The following is a 20,562-nucleotide window of genomic DNA, read 5'->3' on the forward strand; positions in this document are numbered from 1 at the left end:
CTGGTGGAATGGCGCCGGCGGGGACGCTCGGTGTTTCTCCCCATCCCCGAGCCGGCGGAGCACTACCACCTGCGGCCGCTGGGGGGAGAGGTCGCGCTGCCCCTGGATGTCCGCCTGCTCCTGCCCATAGGCGACGGCGAGCGGGGCAAGGCGCTCTACGATGGCACCCTGGGTTGCATGGCCTGCCACGGCGATGTGGAACAGCCGGGCTCGAACAATTTCGGCCCCGACCTGGCGCTCCTCGCCGAAGAGGCAGGGACGCGCATCGAAGGGGTCTCGGCGGCGCAATACATCTACGATTCGATCCGAGTTCCCGGTGCCTTCATCGCGCCGAACTGTAAAGAGGGTCCGTGCCAGACACCGAGCTCGATGCCCGAGTACGCCAGCCTGATGACGCTGCAGGACTTCGCCGACGTCGTCACCTATCTGCTGGACGAACCCCAGCCCTGAGTCCCAGGAGCCCGCGGGGGGCGTAGCTCAATCCTGCGACTCGGGGATCCCCGATACCACCGTCCGGAAGCCGATGTAGGGAGTACGGTCGCCGGTGCGCAGGCGGTAGCGGAGGGTGCTCGACAGGTCCTCGACTTCGAGCACATGGGCGCCGCCGCGGAGGACCCGGTGTGGCCCTTCGCCGCGGGCCACGGGGTCATGGGTGGGGGAGTGGGCGTAGAAGTCTCGCCGGTAGACGTCTTCGCACCACTCGTAGACGTTGCCCGCCAGATTGAGGACGCCGTAGGGCGAAGCACCGGCGGCGCAGCAGTCCACCGGCGCCGTGGAGGCTTCCGCTTCCGGATGCCCGCGGTAGACGGCGCGCTGATAGCTCGGTTGCTCGTCGCCCCAGGGGTATTTGCGCCCGTCGGTGCCCCGCGCCGCTTTCTCCCACTCGGCCTCCGACGGCAGCCTCTTGCCCGCCCAGCGCGCATAGGCTCGGGCGTCGCCCCAGGTGACGTTGACCACCGGCTGGTCGTCGTGAATGCCCCAGTCCGGTGCGCGGGGGATGGCTCTCGGATCGTCGGGACTGTCGGCGTAGGGCAACCCGGACAGCTTCCACTGGCGCCAGGAGGTCTCGTATTTGTCGATGTAGTAGGCGCCGAGCACGACCTCGTGCACCGGGCGCTCGTCGGCGGGGCCGGTGGCGCTGCCCATGGGGAAGGACCCGGCGGGGACGTAGACCATCACCGAGCGGTCGCGAGTCCACAGGTACTCCCCCTGGTGGGAGCCGCGCTCCATCCCCGGGGGCAAAGGCTCGCCGTGCCATCCGCGACCGGCAGGGCTCTCTTCCGCCTTGCTCGCGATTGGCTTGCTCGCGATCGGCGTGCTGGCGGCGGCGGTGATGGCAGCTGCCTCACCCACGCCACCGCCGGTGGCGGACCAGGTCATGGCGCAGGCCGCGAGCAGCCCCAGCGTCGTCCGGACAAGCCCTGAGAGCATCAGGGACTGAAGAGCCTCTCCATGGTGCCGCCGGCTTGGGATTGGACACAGACCTGGGTCGGAGCCTCGCTCACGGAGCGATCGAGCTGCCACTCGCCGCTCCCCGGGTCCACCGGCACGCGGCCGAGGAGGGTGCCGGCGCAGCGGCCGTCGGTCATCCTGCCGGTGAAGATCGCCACTGACGGCGTCGTATCCCCGGCGGGACGCGGGCTGGCGACCCCGGCCACGTGGAGGGTCGCGCCACCGGGGGCGGGGTCTGCGGTGAGGGTCTTCACCGTCACCGCGTCCGCACCGCCGGAGGTGCCGTCGTCAGTGACCCGCAGGATGTTCCACAGACCGGCCTCGAGGAAGGGCTGCCGCCGGTCGAGGAAGAGGTAGTCACCGGGCGCCTGGATCTCGGAGCCGGCGCCGCCGACAAAGTGGTAGTTCACCGCCATGCCCGGCAGCAGGACGTCGCTGACCAGCTCCTCGGATCCATCCATTCCCGGCTCGAGGTACCAGCGGTGCCCCTCAAGGGTCGGAACGTGGACCTGGTTGCCCCAGGGCTGGGCGATGCGATAGACCAGCGGCGTCCCCGCGGGCACCGTCACCACGTTGCGAGGATCGCCCCACAGATTCGATCGGAAGACCTCCGAAGGATTGGCCACCATGCCGCGCAGCGCGAGGGGCTCGGCGGCGTAGCTGATGCCGGTGACGCCTTCGACGGCCACCGGGTAGGGCATCGCGCTCTGGCCGATGCGCCGGTCCTCGTCGTTGAACAGGGCGACGAACTCCCGGGTCGTCCCGTCGACCCCCACGATGTCGGCCTGGATCCCGAGGCCGCCCTGAGGCAGCTCTTCACTCTTGCCCGGCCGCAGGAAGGTGGTGCCTTGGGGCTCGATGACGGCGGCGGCAAAGGCCCCGCGCTCCACCGAGTCGATGTCCCCGAGGTTCATCCCCACGACCACCCCGAGCTCCTCGTCGGCGTAGTAGCGGTAGACCCGGCCGCGGTGGGCAGGGATCGTCGAGTCGTAGTTGTAGCCGATGGCGGCGCCGTAGGAGCCCTGGGGATCGAAGACCACTTCGCCGAGGTTGAGGGACGAGCGCTGGTCGCGCAGATTGCGCAGCCGAACCTCGAGACACTCACCGGCGTTGGCGCGCATCACCAGCGGCGTTCGGGCCTTCGAGCTGGGTTTGAAGGCCTCACGGTAGACGACGCCGGTGACGTCCGGTGCCAGCTCTTCGTTGTAGATGATCTCCGCCTCATCGACCACCACCGAGTAGACCCGCGTCGGGGCATCGGCGGGGCAGGGATCGCCCTTCGAAGGCGCTGCCGGCGGGGCCTCGCCGGTGAAGGAGAGTTGCGGGAAGCCCTGGCCGCTGGGCACCGGATGCCGGGGCAACGGCTGGAGATCCGGCTGAGCGGTGTCGTGGACCCGGAGGAGGCCCCAGGCGCCGGACTCGAAGTCCTTGCCCAGGGTCGAGTAGAAGAGGTAGTCCCCGGGGTAGCCACCGGTGCCGCCGGCACCGCCCTCGAGGGAGGCCGCGAAGCGCTCGGAAATCCCGAGGAAGGTGGTGTCTCGGAGGTCGCTCTTGCCGTTCTGCCGCTCCTGGTTGAAGCGGTGGCCGGTGATGCGGAAGCCACCGACCCGCTCCACGAGACCCATGCCGCGCACCACCAAAGGGTCGCCGACATAGGCGCGGACCAGCTGCGTGTGGGGATCGCCGTGGGTCACCGACGAGAAGCGGTGGGCGGCCTCGCCATCGCGCAATCGCCACGGTTCGGCGCGCAGGTTGATGGTGCCGCCGCCGCGGGTGAAGCGGCCCTCGACGACATTGTTGTTCTGCAGGTGCAGGACGAACTCGCGGAACGAGCCGTCGACGCCGGCGGCCACCGGGTTGCCCCCGGCTGCCGGATCGACGTGGATATCCACCAGCGTGCCGGAGCGCACCTCCTCGCCCGTCGCCGGGTCGTGGTAGGTGGAGCCCTTGGGCTCGACGATGTGGGTGCCGAAGAGGCCGTGATCCCAGTCCTTGAACTCGACGTGCTGGTGGTAGAAGACCGTGCCGAAGTCGACGTCGGAGTACCAGTTGTAGCGCACGAACTCGACGCCGACGGCCTCGCCGGCGCGGTGGTCGTGGTCCAGGGGCTGGTCGAGGGTGATGGAGGTCGGGGTCATGGCGGTGATCTTCCGCACCTCGGTGCAGGGGATCGGCTGGCCCTGGGGACTGGTGCCGCAAGTGCCTTCACCGAGACCGACACCGATCCAGATCCCCGGGCGGAGGCGATTCGTATGGTTGACCGTCAGGGTCGTCTCGCCGGCGGCGGCGGCGGTGAGCAGGTTCCGATCCTCGCTCTCGATGGGCCGCACCGATTGCTCGTAGGAGAAGCCGGTGATGACGCCGTCGGAGGCCTGCGGGTCGAATTGCACGAAGTGAGTGTGCAGGTTGACCTTGGAGAAGCCCTTGTTGGTGGGGCCGTCGGGGATCTTGTTGGTCAGGACGAGCTCGACGCAATCCCCCACATTGGAGCGGATGGTCAGCGGTTCCGCCGGCTTGGTGCCGCGGCGCACGGCGGCCTCATCCTCGTTGAGCACGTAGATTTGTCCGTTGGGATCCTGACGGTCCGGGGTCACCTGGATCGGCAGCAGGATGGCGCTCATCGGGTAATAGCGCTGCACCGCCGAGGGCCCGACGTCGACACCGCCGGCACCGCCGGAGGGACAGAGGCCGTCGAGCCGGCTCTCATTCATCGTCTGACCGAGCCATGGGGCTCCCGTATGTTGAGCGGTGAAGGGTGGCCGGCGGGCGGCATGGGGACGGAAGAGGGGCCAGGTGTAGCGGCCGTTCTTGGGATTGAAGAGCACCTCCGGCCGCTGGCCGGGAGTCGGCGACGTATAGCCGGCGAACGCGGTGGTCTCCTCGGGCTCCCCCCACACCTTGAGGTCAGCGCCGGAGCCGGTCATGGCCCAATTCCAGACCGTCGCGTCGCCGCTGTCGAGGGGGACGCCGGCGGGGGGCAGCATCTCTTCGACCCACTCCTGGAGGTTCTTCTCGGTCTCCGTGGTCGGGCCGGTGCTCAGAATGCGGCCGTGGTCGACCTCGAGCCCCAGCAGGTCACCAGCGGAGACCGCTTCCTCCGGCGGAGTGGTCTGCTGTAAGGGACTTTGGGACTGGAAGAGCTCCGGCACCACCGCCAGCGGGTGACCATAGGCGTTGCTCTCGGCGGTCTGAAGGGTGTCCAGAACGCGCCAGAAAGACCACATCCCGGCGATGTAATGGTGTCCGATGTGGCAGTGGAAGAGGAAGTCGCCCACCGCTTGCTGGCAACCACCGGCGCCGCACTCGTGCTCGAGGTTGTAGCTGGTGCCTGGGCCGATGCTCTGGGAGTCGAGATGGATCGAGGCGACCTTGGGGTCCGGGACCTTGACCAGCCCCTTCCAGAAGTCGTTGTTGGGATCCGAGTTGGGGTTGCGCCGCCAGCGGTCCGCACCGCCGTGGAGGTGGTGCACGTGGAAGACCTCGCTACCGCCGTGGAGCAGCCGAGTCTTGACGCCCTCGCCGACGTAGGAGCGTGGAATCGGGGTCGGCGGATCGCCAAAGGGGTAGGACGCGTAGCCCAGGCTCTTGCCGTGGCCGGCCTCGTCACCGTTGACGTCCTGGTCCATTTCGACCCGGCGGCGGAACGGCTCGCTGCGATAGTTGAGGGCGCGGGCGGCGGGACGATAGACCCCGGCGACCTCGTCCACCAGCGGTACCTTCTTGCCGTCCCGGTCGCGGATGTCGGTGAACGCCTCGTTGCCGATCTCGTGGTAGAAGATCACGAACTCGCGGAAGCTCTTGCCATCCACCCGCTGGTCGAGATTGGGATCGATGATGATCGCCTCCCAATTGCTGCCGGTGATCGTGTCGAGGGGCTCGCCGGTCTCGACGTCGAGATAGGTGGCGCCGCGGGGCTCGGCGACGACGGCGCCGAAGAGACCCATGCTCTGGCGCTCGCGGCCGGCGCCGTGATCGTGGAAATAGTAGGCGCGCTCGGCACCGGGATCCCGAGGAATCGGGATCTCGTAGGTCACCGTCTCGCCGGGATCAGCGAAGGTGTCCGGGTTGTTGCCAACGGCGCTGCCGGCGTTGGCGACGGTGTGGGGGAGCCCCAAGAGGTGCATCGAGGCCGGTTTTCCGTCGCTCAGGGCGTTGGTGAAGTGGATCCGTAGGCATTCACCGAGGTTGGCGCGAAGGACCAGCGGCTGGATGGGGTCCTTGCGCAAGCCAAACGACACGCGGGTGACGCCGGCACCCTCCGCCAGCGCCCGGTCGGCGTCGAGGGCCGCCTCGAACTCTCGGATCGCCGGGATGTTGGCGTCCAGAGCGTACATGTGAGTGCCCAGGACGTGATCACCCCAGCGGTTGAGGGTCATGGTGACGTCGATGGCGGAGACGTTGTACTCCTTGACCTCGCCGCCGTCAGTGCACGCATTGTAGCTGGCCATGGTGCGGGCGAGGACGGTCTCCGCATCGACGGCGTCGCCGGAGGTGTCGAGGACCGCTGCTGCCGCGGCGCCGACGAGAACGACGCAGAGGAGCGTCCGGGCAGTGCGGGTCCGCCAGAGCTCGAAGAGCGGCTGGAGCTGACTCCGGTGGATGGGCCGGCCGGTGCTGCGCCAGAGCATCAGGAGCAGCAACGGCAGCCACACCGCCAGCTGGATGAGAGCGTCCTCGATCCCCTTCGACAATCGCTCGACGACGGTGGTGCTGAACTCCTGGTAGGTGTCGCGGGCCAGGCTCGGGTTGCGCAGCGAGCCGAAGGAGCACAGCTGAGTCGCTTCGCGGACGGTGAGGTCCGAAGTCACGGTGGTGGTCTGAACCTCTGCCAGGGCGAGCCCGGTGAGCTGGCCTAACTCCTCGTGGGCCAGGTCCCGGGTGCTGGTCAGCGGCAGCAGGACCAGGAATCCCACCAGGGCCACGACGCCGGCGGTACCCAGGAGCCCGGAGCCGTCCGCCGTTTCGAAGCCCAGTCGGCGAGCGAGGCGGAGCGCCAGACCGAGGGTGAGAAAGAGCACGGGCACCAGCAGGCAGACATCGAGCACCATGTGCCCGGCGACCCCCACCAAGCTCCAGTCGACGCCGGGATTGAGCAGAGCGTTGAGCGAGTACTCCCACGCCACGATGACCACGGCAAGGCCGAGGGCGATGCGCAAGCTCCAGCGGCGCTGGAAGGGCTGGTTCGATGGCGCTACAGCGCCCGCCTCATTGGATTTCATCCTAGTCTCCCGATCGAAAATCAACTTCGAGGAGTCGCGAGTCCCGGCCGGCGCTGACACCAGCCGGGAGCGCGGTTCCCAACCATCAGCGCTCAGCCCCCGATCTCAACATCCCGGAAGGCACCTACCGTCGACTGCACGCAGGCGTGGGAGCCCGGAGCCCCCTCGGACAACACCGCCGGCGCCAGCGGCGACTGGCAGCTGCCCTCGCCGCAGCGGAAAAGAAAGAGACCGTCCTCCTGGCGGACGGGGCCGGTGAGGAGGAGGTTGCCGGTGCAACCGTTAGCTCCCGCTGGGCCGTCGTAGAGGGAGACCCACTCGGCAAAGTGACCGCTCGCCAGCGGCGTCAGCACACCACGGACCTTGAGCAGGCCATCGCGAAATGCTTTCAGCACGGTGATGCGGTCGCTCTCGACCTCGTCGTCGAAGCCGGCGAAGACCGGGTGGGGAGAGAAAATACTGTTGTCGTGGAACAGGTCGTCGAATTGATAGAAGACCTGGCCCGAGGCCCGCGGCAGCTCGATGCTGGCCCGGATCGAGGAACCCGCGAAGACCGGCCGGCCGTGGATGTAGGTGAGGTCGGCCCAATAGCCCTTGCTCTTGTCCTCGGGATCGATGTAGACCGTGCCGTTGTAGGGACTGACCCACAGGAAGGGACGCCAGGCCCCGGTGGGCGGAATGATGTCGCCGGCGCCGCTCTGGCCCTGCGCCGGGTTGCGCAGGAAGGGCGGGAAGTGGAGCTCGTCGTTGACCCCATCGCCGTCGCTGTCCATGTTGTAGACGCCGTTGGGATTGGCGGGGCCGAAGTCCGCGGTGCAGAAGCCGGGTGCATCCTCGGGGCACATCTGGGCGATGCCGAAGCCCTCGGTGAACTGGCCGATGACCAGGCCGTTCTCGCCGTCGGCGTCCCGCAGCAGGAACTCGCTGGGGTTCTCCCGGTCGGTGATGATGAAGTTCGGTGGGTTGAAGCGGAAATCGCCCTTCCGCGCCGCCTCCGACCACTGGTACCCGAAATAGGTCGAACCGTCGCCGCTGCGGTAGGGCTTGAGCCGCACCCGGTCCTGGCCACGGGAGAAGACGTCCTGCTGCTGGATGACGTCATAGTGGGGGCGGAAGCCCCAGCCTGCCCGCCACTGCATCTCGGCGACCTTGGGCACGCCGTAGGTGCCCTTGAAGTTCATCACCTCGAAGCTGGTGAGGCCGCCGCCGCAGCAGCTGAGGATGTCGTCGCTCAACCGCGGCCCGAAATCGACGTTGCGGAAGTAGTGGGTGTGGTTGTCGAGGTTGATCAGTTTGACGGGGAAGGTCTCTCCCTGGTCCCAGAGCTTGATCTCGTTGAGGAACGGTCCGTCGCCGTACATCTCGTTGTTGAGGAAGACCGAGACCATCTGGTAGTCGCCAAAGGTACCGCGCTCGATGCCCTCGGCGGCGAGGACATCCCAGGCCTCATCGGGCAGCTGGGTCTGGATCTTGACCAGGCCGGCCCACTCGGGCCAGGTGCCTTGGGGACCGACGTCCCGTTCGGTCATCCAGCGCTCGATCTGCTCCGGCTCGGTCCCTGCCAGCACCGCCTCGGCGACCCGCAGCATCTTCTTCTCGGGGGCTGCCTCACCGATGTTGGCGATGGTCAGGTTCTCGCGGTTGCGCGTCGCATAGGAGCGTCCCGCCGGATCGAGCTCGACCTCGCCGGTGTGGGCGTTGCGGATCTCGTAGAGCGGCTGCATGAACTGGATCCGCGGCGGATGCTCCCTCCATCCCCAGGTGTAAATACCGCGGACCATCTGCGACGGCGGGTAGTCGAGGGTCACGTCGACCACCTGGCCGGCGTTCATGGCCAGCCACACCGAATCGAAGCCCTTGAAGGGAAACTGCACCGTATCGAGGGCCTGGCGGCGGTCGAGCATCACCAGGGTGGGGGAGAAGTCCTCGTCCACCAGGGTGAAGATGCGGTAGTGGACGCGGAGCGTGTCGTCCCTGTCGACATCCACCGGGAAGCGCACGAAGAAGGTGTCGGAGTCGATCTGCCCGTCGTAGTAGAGGAGGTTGATGTCGACCTCCCAGATCTTCGCCAGCCCGCCCTCCGGATCGAAGGGGTTGACGAAGGTCTCGCCGCTGTCGCGGGCCCGGCGCATCTTGTACTCGCCCGCCTCATGCCCCGGCGCGTAGGCACCGCGGTTGTAGTTGAGCATGGCGAAGCCGTCATAGATGCGCCCCGCCGTCTCCCCATGGAGGATGTCGAGGAGGTCCTGGGCCGGCGCCTCCATGGCCTCGGCGTTGCGGTCCCGGGCGGCGTGGTAGATCGCCCGGAGGTTGGAGCGCATGTCGTCATTGGGGCTGGTGACCCGGGTGATGGGGTGCCCCATGAGGCTCTTGGTCTCGGTCGCCGCTGTCCACACCGCCGCTCCGTGGATCGTCGACTGCTCGAGGCCGTCAACGGATTGGTCCGTGTTGGGAACCCGGATCTCTTTACCTTGGAGATGCGAGGTGACCGGTTCGAGGATACCGGGGTTGTTGGCGTCGAGCTCTTGGGTGTGGGCGGGTGAGTAGGTGCCGGCGATGAGGGCTCCGGCGGCGACAGCCAGGACGAGACGCCGCGAACGAAGTCCACCGAAGAAACGGGCGGACCAATGCCAATTCATGCTCCGATCTCCTCAAAAAAGAGCCGCTCGGAAAAATCCAGTCACCCGCAAAGGCGGCTAGCTTCCGCCGAGGAAGCTATGAAACGAGACGATGTTTCCTGCCACTATATGAGAAAGTCGTCTCGATGTCATGCATAGCGCCGATCAGCGCCTTGAAAGAGCGAATTGAAAAGGTGCGGGTGGGAGGCCCAGCGAGAACCGGCGGCACCTAGCTTCCGAAGTCGAAGGGCACCGACGGGTTGCGTTCCGCCTGCTCGAAATAGCGGGTGAGCTGCTCGATGAGGGCCAGGGTGATCTGCCCCAAACGCACGGATTCCTCGAACAGCATCGCCGCCGCCACGGCTTCGCGCTGGATCCCCCAATCCCGGAAACTGGCCACCAGCTCCTGGGCGAGCTGGTGGACCTGACCAATCTTTTGCTGCTGAAGGTAGACTAAAGCGAGATCTAGATTGACCAAAGCGTGCTCGTAGGGAAGCTCTTCTGCCGCGAATCCATAGGCGGCTTCCCGGAGCTGCTGCTCTGCCTTGTCGTACTCCTCCAGGCCAGTGCTGATACGGCCTTCGACCCAAAGGCCGCGCAGCAGGCTGACCGGATCCTTCAGGAATTCATCGGCGCGTAGAAGCTCAAGGCGCGCGCGGGCGTCGTGGTACTCACCGGCCTCGCAAAGCGCATACGCCAAATTGTGGCGCGCGAAGCTGAGCAGCGGCGAGTCTGCGCCTTCCAGGCTCTGCTCGATGCCCTTGAGAAGCTTCACGGCCTCTTCGATTTCGCCGGCATGACGATAGGCGAGAGCGAGGTTCAGGGAGCTGCGGAGGGCCTCGTGCTCCAACCCCGCACCCCGATAGCCGAATACAGCACGTCGAAGAAGCCGGATCGCTTCTGGCATCTGCCGCTGATAGACCCGGAGAAGTCCTTCGAGGTTGTCGAGCTCTGCCTTCACCAGTCGATCACCACCGCCATTGCTTTTCAGCAAGAAGCGAGCATCTTGCATCGCGGTAGCGGCCTCACCAAGCTTGGCCTGGATTCGCCAAGCGTTGGCTGTGTAGGCAACGGCTCGGGCATAGAGCTCGACCGCCAAGAGACCGAAGTCGCTGTGCTCCAATACCGCTTTGGCTAGCTCGGCACAGGCCAGAGATCTCTTTGGATAGGCCGGAAGGCTTTCTCGACATTGGTCAATGAGAAGGCTCGCCAAGGCGAGGCCACGATACTCGCTACCGGCGCTACTGATGGTCTCGAGGCGATCCTGTTGGGGCAAGGCGAGGAGATCGAAAACCCTTTTCCGGCTCGCCTGCACCTCATGCTCAACCCCGCTGATGAGCTGCTGGCTGCGCTCTCGAACCCTCGCCAGCGCCTCGTCCAGGTTCTGCGGTGGTGTATCGACGAGGCTATCTTGCCACTCCTGAAAGGCCTCGTTGCAGGCGGGGCAAAGGTCGAAGAGATGCGCCATAACCACCGGCACCAAATCGCCTGGATTTCGGCGACCATCGAGGATTGCGTCCAGTAGCTCTCGGGTGAGATGAAGATGCGTCATAAAAGAAACTGGCCTTGCACTGTTGTTGAGGAAAGTTCTTATCCGCGTAAAAATAGCACAGCAGAGGTCAGCCTCACCAACTCCATCAAGTGGTGAGGCTGACCAACCCCCTAGCCGTCAGGGGTGATCTCGGGCCCCGCATCTCCCACATCCAGCTGGGAGACCGAGCTAGCAGAAAGGTCGTGATGGTCCGGTGCCGGAGCATAGGCAAAAATAACTCCGGCGATCCCCAGGCTCATTAAAGACATGAGTAGTTTGGACTTATTCAACATAAGAATTCCCCTTTAGAGCACGCAATCGCAGCACAGAATTGCTCTGCGTCCGTGCTCTCTTACCGAATAGGAGCATCCAGTATCACCGCAGTCATAGCTGTCCGGGCAAGAGTTACTTCTGGAATTACGCCACGTACTGAAGGTCGCTAGCTGGTAGATTCCGGGTGGATTCCTGTTGACTGTCTATCCATCTCCGGAGGCGCCATGGTCTGGACCCCTGATAAGACACTCGCTCGCTATAGGACTCTCGACGGCCAGGCTTTCTGGAACCTGCTGATTGCCATCGTCTTGCTGGTAACCGTTATCGTCGGAGCTTCAGCCCGGGCCGAGCCACCCACCCCCCAGGAGCTCCTCGACCGCTCCATCGTCTACCACGATCCAGACGGCCGCTTCCTCACCGAGTCCCACCGGCTGGTCTTTGCCGAGAGTCGCCCCAATGGGCCTGACCGGCGCACGGAGGCCCTAATCGACGTGGCGGGGGAGCGCTTCGAGATCGTGCGGAGAGGGGAACACACGGTGGCAGGAGTGTGGGCTCCGGATACTTGCGAGATGACCCTGGATGGCCGCTCAGAGGTGACTGCGGCGGAGCGGGAGGAGCATCATCCGACCTGTGAGCGCCTCACTTTGCTGAGGAACTACTACACCTACCTCTGGGGGCTACCCATGAAGCTGCGGGATCCCGGCACCCAGCTCGGTCGCGTCACGGCGACGACCCTCAAAGGCCCGGGATCGGCTCCAGCGCTGCCGGTCTATGATCTCCGAGTGACCTACGAGGAGGAGGTGGGGGGGGATATCTGGTACTTCTACTTCGACCGCGAGACCTACGCCTTGGTGGGCTACCGCTTCTACCACGACGAGGCCAAGAACGACGGCGAAGTGATCTACCTCGATGGCGAGGTGGCGGCGGTCGGCCTGCGGCTCCCGAAGGCCCGTACCTGGTACACCCACGAGGACGACAAGCTGCTGGGAACGGACACCTTGTTGGAGGTGAGGAAGTAGCCTGGAACCGTCGAGTCCTTCCTAGCTCTCACCGGCGCCTGACTCTCACCAAAACTGCTACGATTTGAGAACCTACGATCAGCACCAGGAGGTTTCTAGCGCCTCCAAGAAAAGGGGGGAGTAGATGGCTCAGAGCCCGGAAGAGATGGCGCAGTCGATGATCGCCAACCTGGAGGAGAAGACCGGCCGGAACCTCGATAGCTGGCTGCAGCTGCTGAGCACGGCGGGTCTCGCCAAGCACGGCCAGATCGTCAAGCACCTCAAGGCCGAGCACGGCGTGACCCACGGCTACGCCAACCTCATCGCCCACAAATACCTCGCTCAGGATTCGCCTCCCGCCGCCGAGGAGGATCTGGTGGCGGCCCAATACGCTGGACCCAAAGCCGGGCTCCTGCCCATCTACGAGGCCCTCATCGCCGCCGTCGAGGGCCTGGGCGATGACGTCACCCTGGCACCGAAGAAGGCCTACGTCAGCCTCCGTCGCAGCAAACAATTCGCCCTCATCCAACCCTCCACCCGCACCCGGGTGGATCTCGGCCTCAAGCTACCGGGCGTCGATCCCGCCGGACGCCTGGAGGCCTCCGGCAGCTTCAACGCCATGGTCAGCCACCGCGTGCGCCTCGAATCCGCCGAGGAAGTGGACGACGAGGTCACCGCCTGGCTGCAGCAGGCTTACGAGCAAGCCTGAACGCCCAGCCAACGCAACGGAGCCCACCGGCGGGAAACCGGTGGGCTCGATCTTCCAGCCAAGGGCTGGGAACGTTGACGCCTGCGTCAGCCGTTACAGATGCACAGCCGGTAGACCGCACAATAGCCGAACTGGCCACAGTCGGCGTCGGTGACGCACTGGCGGTTGGGATCGCACACGCCGCCCCAGGCGGTCTCGGTCAGTAGCTCGGCGCCAGGGAGCATGGCGTCCGTGGCACCCCCCGCCGGAGCAACCTGGTCACAGGCCGGCTGCGCTACGGAGATCTCGGCGGTCGCGCTGGCGTTGGGGGCGTCGGCATTGGGCGCGGCGAGGGCTGGTGCGGCGATGAGAATAGCGAGGGCGAGGGTCAGGATGGTGAGGTGAAGATGGCGCATAGGGTGTCCTCCTACAGAAAATAGATCGAAAAGTCCCGGACTTCGCAGTCCGGCCGGCGACCCTGACACGAGCCGCCTCAAGCGCCAGGCTTTGCCGTCCGCTTCGCTACGAGAGCGGAGCAGGCGGTGAGCAGCGGCGCGCTTTATTCTATGGCCAAGTTCGCAGGCGAGAAGCATGGAAGCCTCTTGCGTGGGCAACAAGCCGGTCCGAGGAGGGTGACTAAGGAGGCGAGAGCTCTAGACTGGTAGTCGCTGTACCGCAGGAAAATAATCAAAGTGAGCATCGAGGGTCAGCAGTTGGCAGCGGTGACGTAGGCAGAGCGTCGCGATGAGGCCATCGCTGGCAGGTACGGTGATGCCTTTGCGTCGTAATCTTGCAAGCTGCTGACCTGCGTCGCTGTAGTCCTGACGATCTGTCTCCACATAGCCGAGAGCGCCAAGCAGATCTTCCAACATTCGCTGCTCCCGGGGACGAGCTCCCTGGAGCAGTTCAAGCTCCACCATTCCGCACAAAACAATCCGGTCTTCGTCTAGAAGCTGAAGAACCGTATCTCCCAATGCACCTTCGCTGCGGCGGAAGAATTCGATCCAGACCGAAGTGTCGATGAGGACCCTAGTACTCATACGATGACTCTGCCTCGGCTACCTCGAGTAGGCGAAAGTCTTCCAAGTTGCCTTCCAGAGGTAGTTTTCCCCGCAAGGCCTTGAGCTTCTCGATCTTCTTTCGGCGGATCCACTCGGAAAGCGCCAGATTGATCGCCTCGGTCCTTGTCTTGGCCTCTGTCAAGTCCATCAGTTCATCAAAGATTCCGTCGTCGATGGTGATCGTAGTGCGCATCAAATAAGCCTCCTGAGAGAATCACATGCTGCTCTGATTGTATGCCCAAGATCTCTCTGAGACAACTGCAAGGGCGCCTGGAAGGTTGGCAGACCTATGCAGAAGGCGTTTAGTCCCCCGGCGGAATCTTCGGCAGCCCGGGCTCGAATTCTTCGTAGCGGTGAGGGCGGAGCCGGAAGACCACCGCAACACCCCTGCAAAACCCTCCACATCCCCTTGACACCAGCCCCCACCGCCGCAAAATGAGGCTCAACGACGAGTAGGATTCCAGCGAATTCGACGGGAGGAGGCTTGCGATGCGGGGCTTGGAACAGATAGCTCGGAGGACGATCTGGATGGGGCTGGTATTGGCAACGGTGGCGTCGATGGCCCTTCCGGTGTTGGCAGACGAGTGGGGGAATTGGCGGGGGCCGGAGAAGACGGGGGAGGCGGCGGAGGGGAGTGCGCCGCCGGTTTCCTGGAGTGAAGAGCAGAACGTGCGATGGAAAGTCGCCGTGCCGGGGAAGGGGCTGGCGTCGCCGGTGATCTGGGGGGACCGCATCTTCCTCACCAGTGCCGTGCCCACCGGTAAAAAGGTCGAGCTGGAGATTCCCGAGAACGAGACCGAGCGGGAGCGGGCCTGGCGGCTGCGGGGGATCCAGCCGGAGATGGTGCAGCGCTACACCGTGATGGCCCTGGAGCGGGCTACGGGCAAGGTGGTGTGGGAGCACGCGCCGGTGGAGGAGCTGCCCCACGAGGGGACCCACGGGGACGGCTCCTGGGCTTCCGCCTCGCCGGTCACCGACGGCGAGCACCTGATCGTCTCCTTCGGCTCCCGGGGCATCTTCGGCTACAGCCTGGACGGCAAGCTCCTGTGGTCCAAGGATCTGGGGGATATGGAAACCCGCAACGGCTTCGGCGAGGGCAGCTCGCCGGCGCTCCACGGGGATACGGTGGTGATCAATTGGGATCACGAAGGGGAGGACTTCATCGTCGCGCTGGACAAGGCCACCGGCGAGGAACGCTGGCGGAAGCAGCGGGACGAGCCCACCTCCTGGTCGACGCCGCTGGTGGTGGAGCATGGCGGGCGGGCGCAGGTGGTGGTGGCGGCCACGGAGGCGACTCGGGCCTACGACCTGAAGACCGGCGACGTGCTGTGGGAGGTGCCGGGGATGACTCTAAACACCATCCCGACGCCGGTGGAGCAGGACGGCGTGGTCTTCGTGATGAGCGGCTTCCGCGGCAACGCGGTGCAGGCGATTCGGTTGGGGGAGGCGGCGCAGCAGGCTGCGGCCGAGAATGACTCAGGCGGCGAGGTCGGCAGCGGCGCGAGCCGGATTCTCTGGTCCCTGGATCGGGACACTCCCTACGTGCCCTCACCGGTGCTCTACCAAGGGACCCTCTACTTCCTCAAGAGCAACAACGGCATCCTCACGGCGGTGAACGCCACCACCGGGGAAGTGCTCTACGGGCCGGAGCGGCTTCCCGGCGTCTCCGGGGTCTACGCCTCGCCGGTGGCGGCCCAGGGGAAGGTCTACATCGTGGGGCGGGACGGCACTTCCCTGGTGCTGCGCCACGGGCCGAAGTTCGAGGTCCTGGCCACCAACTCCCTCGACGACCGCTTCGACGCCTCGCCGGCCATCGTGGGAGACGAGCTCTATCTGCGCGGTCACGAGCACCTCTACGCCATCGTGGAGGCTTCGCAGCAGGGTATGGAGAAGGAAACCACGGCATCGCGCTGAGAAGCGCTAGGACAGCGGAAAGGGCTGGTCGGGATCTGGTCGGGTACGGCCGGCCAGCTGGCGGATCGAGTTAAGCGGAGCGAGCGAGACGGGATGGGTGATTGCTCCTGGGAGCTGGCTGGAAGCCGGCGCTCCCAGGGTTCTCGGCCTGCATTCAGGGGTGGAATGGGGGTGTCGTCCCGGCAGGGACGAGATGTAGTAGCGAGGGGTTTGAACCCCTCGCGGGGGCGCTGTCTCGCGAACATCGGATCCCCGGGGTGGTCTCCTCGCAGCCTGATACCTACCCAGCTTTCCCCGCAACCATCTGCGCCACCGGCGTCGCCCCGCGCTCGGCACAGCTGAGGGTGGCCTGGCGCACGGCTTCATCCAGGGCCTGTTGCAGAAAGCTCTCCCCAGCACGAGCCCCGGCGAGGGCGCGAGCCAAGAAGACCGCGCAGAAGACGTCGCCGGCGCCGGTGGCATCGACCACGGAGACGGCGGGTGGGGGAGCGGCGGAGAGAAGGATCTCGCGCTCCTCGCGGTCGTGGGCACTGACCAAAAAGGCGCCCCGGGGACCGTCGGTGACCAGCAGGACTTGGAGGGTGGAGCCGGCAGCGCGGGCGGTGGAGAAGAGGGCTTGGGCGAGCTGCTCCGGGCTGCTGCCGCGGTGCGTTTGCACCAGCGGCCCCCACAGCGCCAGAGCTTCCAGCTGGCTCAGCTCGTCGGTGGAGACTTTGAGAATGTCCGCGGCCAGCAAGGCCTCGCGCACCACCGCCGCGGCGTCGTGGGGAGGGCGTAGGTTGAGGTCGCAAAAGCGGAGGCCGGAGGTCTCGCGCGCCAGTCGTCGCACCAGGCGGCGCCAGGTCCGGCGATTGGCCGGGCCGCGCAGCGCCAGGGTGCCGTAATAGAGGAGGGCGCCGTCGAGACGTTCGGGGATTGCGGCGATGGCATCCCAGGCAGCGTTCTCTGCGAGGGTGAAGACGGGCTGGCCGGCGGCGTCCAGCTCGACGGTGACCAGGCCGGTGGCGGCCGTGGAGGTCCCAAGGCAGGCGGTGTCGATGCCGTGGGTTTGGAGCACCTCGCGAATGCGCCGGCCGCGGCCATCGTCGCCGACGGCGGAGATGAGCGCTACCGGCAAGTCTGTCGCTGCCTGCCGATCCTGGGCCAGCCGAAAGGCGACGTTGAACGGCGCGCCGCCCAGATACGCACCGTCCTCGAACTCGTCCACCAGCACCTCGCCGAAGCAGTGGATGCGGGTCACCGCGGCGAGGCGTCGGGCGATGGGCGGTGGGTAGTGGGCCATGACGGTGGAACCGGCAAGATCTCGGGTAGGTGGTAGGCCCGCAACGGTATCACCGGTCTACCCTCAGGGCGGCCCCTCGGCGCAGACCTGGCGAGTGATTCAGACAATCATCTCCGCCTGCTACTATCGCACCGCACGCATCGGATCTTATTCATCAAGCATTGAGCCATCGAGCGTAGGGAGTCAGCATGCTGGGACGCAAGACCGCATCGGTTGTGGGAATCGCTTTAGGAATTGCCTGCGGGATCCTCGTCGCCGGGGCCGCCGGCTGGGCGGCGCCGGTGGAAGCGCAGACCTTGGTGACGCCGGTGGATCCGGCGGGGTGGCTCATCGGGCCCTTCGGCACGCCGCCGCCGACAGACTTTGTCGAAGGGCCGGACGCGCCGCCCTTCGGCGTCGGCAGTTTCGAGACGGAGATCGAGGTGGCGGCTTCGAAGATCATCCTGGGGCGCAACGACTACCACGATCTGCCGCTCTCGGATCTCACGGCGCTTTCCTTCTGGACCTACATCGATCCCGCTGCCACCAACACCAACAATTGGTACATCAACCTCTATCTCGACGCCGACGGTGACGGCACCTATGAGACGCGGCTGGACTATGTGCCGCCGTCGGGGATGGTGATGCAGGGAGTGTGGCAATTCTGGGACGCCTTCCTGGGCACCTACCAGGTGAGCACCGGCGGCACGTCGACGCTGGCGGATTTCCTCGTCGCCAACCCCGACGCCCGCTTCAACGCTTTCAACGACCCCATGGCGCTGGCGGTCCGCTGGAATATGGGCGACACGGCGAGCAACTATGTGGGCTTCCTGGGGAATTTGGACGGTGTGCGCATCGCCCACGCCAGCGTCGGCGACACGACCTGGGATTTCGACCTGGAGCCGGACGCTCCGACGGTGGAGATTCCCACCCTTTCGACGCTGTCACTGGCACTGCTGGCGGGGCTGCTGGCGTTGGCCGCCGCCTTCCTGCTGCGGCGGCGGACGGCGCGGCAGCGTTGAGCTGACGCTCGCCCTAGCGAGGAGAGTCTGTGACGAGCTTGGGGAGCATCAGTGTGGCCGCCACCCAATTCGTGGCCGCAGGAGCAGCGCCGCCGTTTTTCACCGAGGTGGCGTTGCTGCTGGTGTTGGGCGCCGCCATGGCGTACTTCTTCCACCGCCTGGGAGTGCTCTCCATCGTCAGCTTCCTGCTCACCGGCGCCCTCATCGGGCCCCACGCGCTGGGGTTGATCCGCAACGAGGCGGTCATCGAGGCCACCGCCGAGGTGGGGGTGATCCTGCTCCTCTTCACCATCGGCATCGAATTCAGCCTGGAGAAGCTGGGGCGGATCAAGAAGCTGATCTTCGTCGGCGGTGGATTGCAGGTGGGGTTGGTGCTGCTGATCGTGAGCGGCGCGCTGATTCTCCTGGGAGTGCCGTGGCAGGCGGCGGTGTTCACCGGCTGTTTGGTGGCGCTGTCCTCCACCGCCATCGTCATGAAGCTGCTGATGAGCCAGGGGGAGACCAACACCGAGGGCGGGCAGGCGGCGCTGGGGATTCTCATCTTCCAGGATCTGGCGGTGGTGGCCATGGTGCTGCTGGTGCCCATGCTCGGCGGCGACGCCGGCAGCGGCTGGGGCATCGGTCTGGCGCTGGCCAAGGCCGGGGCCATCGTGGCGGTGGTGCTGCTGGTGGCCCGGCGGGTGATGCCGAAGATTCTGGAGGCGGTGGCCCGCACCTGCTCTCAGGAGATCTTCCTGCTCTCGGTGGTGGCCATCTGCTTCGGCACCGCCTATCTCACCAGCCTGGCGGGGGTGAGCCTGTCCCTGGGCGCCTTCCTGGCCGGGTTGGTGGTGAGCGAGAGCCGCTTCTCGGAGATGGCCTTCGGCGAGATCCTGCCGCTGCAGATCCTGTTCAGCGCCACCTTCTTCGTTTCCGTGGGTCTGTTGCTGGATCCCGGTTTCCTGCTCCGAGAACCGTTGCTCTGCCTGGGGCTGATGGTGGGGGTGGTGGTGCTCAAGGCGTTGACCACCGGCATCAGCCTGAAGGTCCTCGGCTACGGCGCCGGTACCCTCGGGTTCTCCAGCCTGATGCTGGCGCAGGTGGGAGAGTTCTCCTTCGTCCTGGAGCGCGCCGGCCGGGAGGTGGGGCTGTTCCCGGCGGGGATGGCGGAGCGCGGCTCCCAAGCCTTCATCGCGGTGACGGTGGTGCTGATGGTGCTGACGCCGGCGCTGGCGCAGCTGGGCAAGAAGGTGCGCAGCCGGAAGGAAGAGAAAGCGACGGCCCGGAAGGTGGCGGCGGTGGCCACGCCGGACGAGGCGGCGGCGACGGCGGTGGCGGATCGTCACGGGGAGCTGCGGGATCACGTGGTACTGGCGGGTTACGGCGGGGCGGCCAAGGCATTGGCGCCGATCCTTCAGCGCCGCGGCGTGCCGTATCTCATCCTCACCCTCAGCCCCGACGGCGCCCTGCACGCGGAGGACGGCGATCTGCCGGTGCTGCGGGGCAATTACACCCGCCGCCATGAGCTGACCCTGGCGGGCATCGAGCACGCTCGGTTGTTGGTGGTGGCGGACGACGATCCGGAGACCACCCACCGCGTGGTGGCCGCCGCCCACGGCCTCAACCCCGATTTGCCCATCCTCGCCCGCACCCGCTTCGCCAGCGGCATCGCCCATCTGGAGCACAGCGGCGCGACGGCGGTGGTGGCGGAGGATCTGGAGAGCGTCATGGCGCTGGTGGCCGAGGCCTTGCGGCGAGCGGAGGAGCTGGAGGAGACCCCGGCGGCGGAGCTTCAGGCCCTGCGGCGAGCCCTGTCGGCGGAGGGAGCCGGCCAGCTGGGGCAGGTGGTGAGCCTCAACGAGCGTCAGCGGCAAACCGAGCATTGCTCCCACGTATCCGGGACCCAGCCGGTGCGCCCCGGCGCCGCGGGTTGCGAGGAGTGCCTGCGCCACGGTCAGACCTGGGTGCACTTGCGGGTGTGCATGACCTGTGGCTTCGTGGGCTGCTGCGACTCTTCGGTAGGCAAGCACGCCAGCGCCCACGCCCGGGAGGCGGAACACCCGCTGGTCAAATCCTTCGAACCCGGGGAGGATTGGGCCTGGTGCTACGAGGACGAAGTGATCCTGTGATCGCAACAGGGCTGAGCCGATGATCACCGCCGACGACCTACAAGCCGTGGAGCTGCTGGCGGATCTGGAGCCGGCGGGCCTCGAATGGCTGGCGGAGCAGCTGGAGGAGTTGCGCCTGGAGCCCGGGGACCTGCTCCACGAGCCGGGCTCGCCGGCGGAATGGCTCTACATCACCCTCGAGGGGAGCCTCCAGGGCACCGTGCGCAAGGACGGGCGGGACGTCGGTACCTTCGTCTACGAGCCCGGCGACGTGGGGGGCATGCTGCCGCACTCGCGGATGACCGTGTTCCCGGCGTTGACCAAGGCCGTCGAGCCCAGCCGCGTGGCCCAGCTGCACGTGGATCAGTTTCCCGAGATGCTCGAGCGGCTGCCGGGCTTGGAGATCCGGCTGGCGCACCTGATGGCGGACCGCATCCG

The 20,562-nt window shown here is 66.2% G+C and carries 15 protein-coding genes; 7 read left to right on the forward strand and 8 right to left on the reverse strand.

Annotation, left to right across the window (positions count from 1 at the left end; all coding sequences use genetic code 11):
* A partial coding sequence (locus SX243_17065) for a cytochrome c (protein MDY7094684.1) occupies positions 1 to 450 on the forward strand: 450 nt, incomplete at its 5' end.
* A gap of 27 nt (positions 451 to 477) precedes the next feature.
* On the opposite strand, the gene SX243_17070 is transcribed toward SX243_17065, so the two are convergent.
* From SX243_17070 to SX243_17085, 4 genes are all read right to left on the reverse strand, one after another.
* A complete protein-coding gene (locus tag SX243_17070; protein MDY7094685.1) occupies positions 478 to 1,431 on the reverse strand; it encodes an SUMF1/EgtB/PvdO family nonheme iron enzyme in 954 nt (317 codons plus the stop codon).
* A complete protein-coding gene (locus SX243_17075) occupies positions 1,431 to 6,671 on the reverse strand; it encodes a multicopper oxidase domain-containing protein (GenBank protein ID MDY7094686.1) in 5,241 nt (1,746 codons plus the stop codon). Before SX243_17075 ends, SX243_17070 begins: the two co-directional genes overlap by 1 nt.
* A 92-nt stretch (positions 6,672 to 6,763) precedes the next feature.
* Positions 6,764 to 9,310 carry a hypothetical protein gene (locus SX243_17080; protein MDY7094687.1) on the reverse strand — a complete coding sequence of 849 codons (2,547 nt, stop codon included), beginning with the start codon at positions 9,308 to 9,310 and terminating at the stop codon, positions 6,764 to 6,766.
* Between the two features lie 208 nt (positions 9,311 to 9,518).
* Entirely contained in the window at positions 9,519 to 10,841 is a 1,323-nt protein-coding gene (locus SX243_17085) for a tetratricopeptide repeat protein (GenBank protein ID MDY7094688.1), read from the reverse strand.
* 476 nt (positions 10,842 to 11,317) lie between these two features.
* Here SX243_17085 and SX243_17090 point away from each other — a divergent pair, with 476 nt between their 5' ends.
* Positions 11,318 to 12,112, forward strand: coding sequence for a DUF6503 family protein (locus tag SX243_17090; GenBank protein ID MDY7094689.1), 795 nt, complete (start codon positions 11,318 to 11,320; stop codon positions 12,110 to 12,112).
* 124 nt (positions 12,113 to 12,236) lie between these two features.
* Positions 12,237 to 12,800: a DUF4287 domain-containing protein gene (locus tag SX243_17095; GenBank protein MDY7094690.1), complete on the forward strand. Its 564-nt coding sequence runs from the start codon at positions 12,237 to 12,239 to the stop codon at positions 12,798 to 12,800.
* An 86-nt stretch (positions 12,801 to 12,886) separates the two neighbouring features.
* On the opposite strand, the gene SX243_17100 is transcribed toward SX243_17095, so the two are convergent.
* From SX243_17100 to SX243_17110, 3 genes are all read right to left on the reverse strand, one after another.
* On the reverse strand, positions 12,887 to 13,195 hold the full coding sequence (locus SX243_17100; GenBank protein ID MDY7094691.1) for a hypothetical protein: 309 nt from the start codon (positions 13,193 to 13,195) through the stop codon (positions 12,887 to 12,889).
* Between the two features lie 237 nt (positions 13,196 to 13,432).
* Positions 13,433 to 13,819, reverse strand: coding sequence for a PIN domain-containing protein (locus SX243_17105; GenBank protein ID MDY7094692.1), 387 nt, complete (start codon positions 13,817 to 13,819; stop codon positions 13,433 to 13,435).
* Complete coding sequence (locus SX243_17110) at positions 13,809 to 14,033, reverse strand: type II toxin-antitoxin system VapB family antitoxin (GenBank protein ID MDY7094693.1); 225 nt, start codon at positions 14,031 to 14,033, stop codon at positions 13,809 to 13,811. The genes SX243_17105 and SX243_17110 overlap by 11 nt, the downstream gene beginning before the upstream one ends.
* Before the next feature lie 335 nt (positions 14,034 to 14,368).
* On the opposite strand from SX243_17110, the gene SX243_17115 reads away from it, so the two are divergent.
* On the forward strand, positions 14,369 to 15,754 hold the full coding sequence (locus tag SX243_17115; protein MDY7094694.1) for a PQQ-binding-like beta-propeller repeat protein: 1,386 nt from the start codon (positions 14,369 to 14,371) through the stop codon (positions 15,752 to 15,754).
* Positions 15,755 to 16,034: 280 nt separating this feature from the next.
* Here the strand turns inward: SX243_17115 and SX243_17120 are convergent, their stop codons facing one another.
* Positions 16,035 to 17,036 (reverse strand): PfkB family carbohydrate kinase, encoded by a 1,002-nt coding sequence (locus SX243_17120; protein MDY7094695.1) that lies wholly within the window; start codon positions 17,034 to 17,036, stop codon positions 16,035 to 16,037.
* Positions 17,037 to 17,224: 188 nt separating this feature from the next.
* On the opposite strand from SX243_17120, the gene SX243_17125 reads away from it, so the two are divergent.
* The 3 genes from SX243_17125 to SX243_17135 all read left to right on the forward strand — a co-directional run.
* On the forward strand, positions 17,225 to 18,037 hold the full coding sequence (locus SX243_17125) for an IPTL-CTERM sorting domain-containing protein (protein ID MDY7094696.1): 813 nt from the start codon (positions 17,225 to 17,227) through the stop codon (positions 18,035 to 18,037).
* 53 nt (positions 18,038 to 18,090) lie between these two features.
* Positions 18,091 to 20,145: a cation:proton antiporter gene (locus tag SX243_17130; protein ID MDY7094697.1), complete on the forward strand. Its 2,055-nt coding sequence runs from the start codon at positions 18,091 to 18,093 to the stop codon at positions 20,143 to 20,145.
* Between the two features lie 19 nt (positions 20,146 to 20,164).
* Positions 20,165 to 20,562, forward strand: a 398-nt coding sequence (locus SX243_17135; GenBank protein MDY7094698.1) for a Crp/Fnr family transcriptional regulator, incomplete at its 3' end; no start/stop codon positions are given.

This window comes from Acidobacteriota bacterium, assembly GCA_034211275.1.
In the GTDB taxonomy this organism is placed as follows: domain Bacteria; phylum Acidobacteriota; class Thermoanaerobaculia; order Multivoradales; family JAHZIX01; genus JAGQSE01.

Excerpts from the sequence above, each read along its gene's own strand:
- SX243_17070 (MDY7094685.1), bottom strand. The coding sequence starts at position 1,431 with ATGCTCTCAGGGCTTGTCCGGACGACGCTGGGGCTGCTCGCGGCCTGC.
- SX243_17075 (MDY7094686.1), bottom strand. The coding sequence starts at position 6,671 with ATGAAATCCAATGAGGCGGGCGCTGTAGCGCCATCGAACCAGCCCTTC.
- SX243_17080 (MDY7094687.1), bottom strand. The coding sequence starts at position 9,310 with ATGAATTGGCATTGGTCCGCCCGTTTCTTCGGTGGACTTCGTTCGCGG.
- SX243_17085 (MDY7094688.1), bottom strand. The coding sequence starts at position 10,841 with ATGACGCATCTTCATCTCACCCGAGAGCTACTGGACGCAATCCTCGAT.
- SX243_17090 (MDY7094689.1), top strand. The coding sequence starts at position 11,318 with ATGGTCTGGACCCCTGATAAGACACTCGCTCGCTATAGGACTCTCGAC.
- SX243_17095 (MDY7094690.1), top strand. The coding sequence starts at position 12,237 with ATGGCTCAGAGCCCGGAAGAGATGGCGCAGTCGATGATCGCCAACCTG.
- SX243_17100 (MDY7094691.1), bottom strand. The coding sequence starts at position 13,195 with ATGCGCCATCTTCACCTCACCATCCTGACCCTCGCCCTCGCTATTCTC.
- SX243_17105 (MDY7094692.1), bottom strand. The coding sequence starts at position 13,819 with ATGAGTACTAGGGTCCTCATCGACACTTCGGTCTGGATCGAATTCTTC.
- SX243_17110 (MDY7094693.1), bottom strand. The coding sequence starts at position 14,033 with ATGCGCACTACGATCACCATCGACGACGGAATCTTTGATGAACTGATG.
- SX243_17115 (MDY7094694.1), top strand. The coding sequence starts at position 14,369 with ATGGGGCTGGTATTGGCAACGGTGGCGTCGATGGCCCTTCCGGTGTTG.
- SX243_17120 (MDY7094695.1), bottom strand. The coding sequence starts at position 17,036 with ATGGCCCACTACCCACCGCCCATCGCCCGACGCCTCGCCGCGGTGACC.
- SX243_17125 (MDY7094696.1), top strand. The coding sequence starts at position 17,225 with ATGCTGGGACGCAAGACCGCATCGGTTGTGGGAATCGCTTTAGGAATT.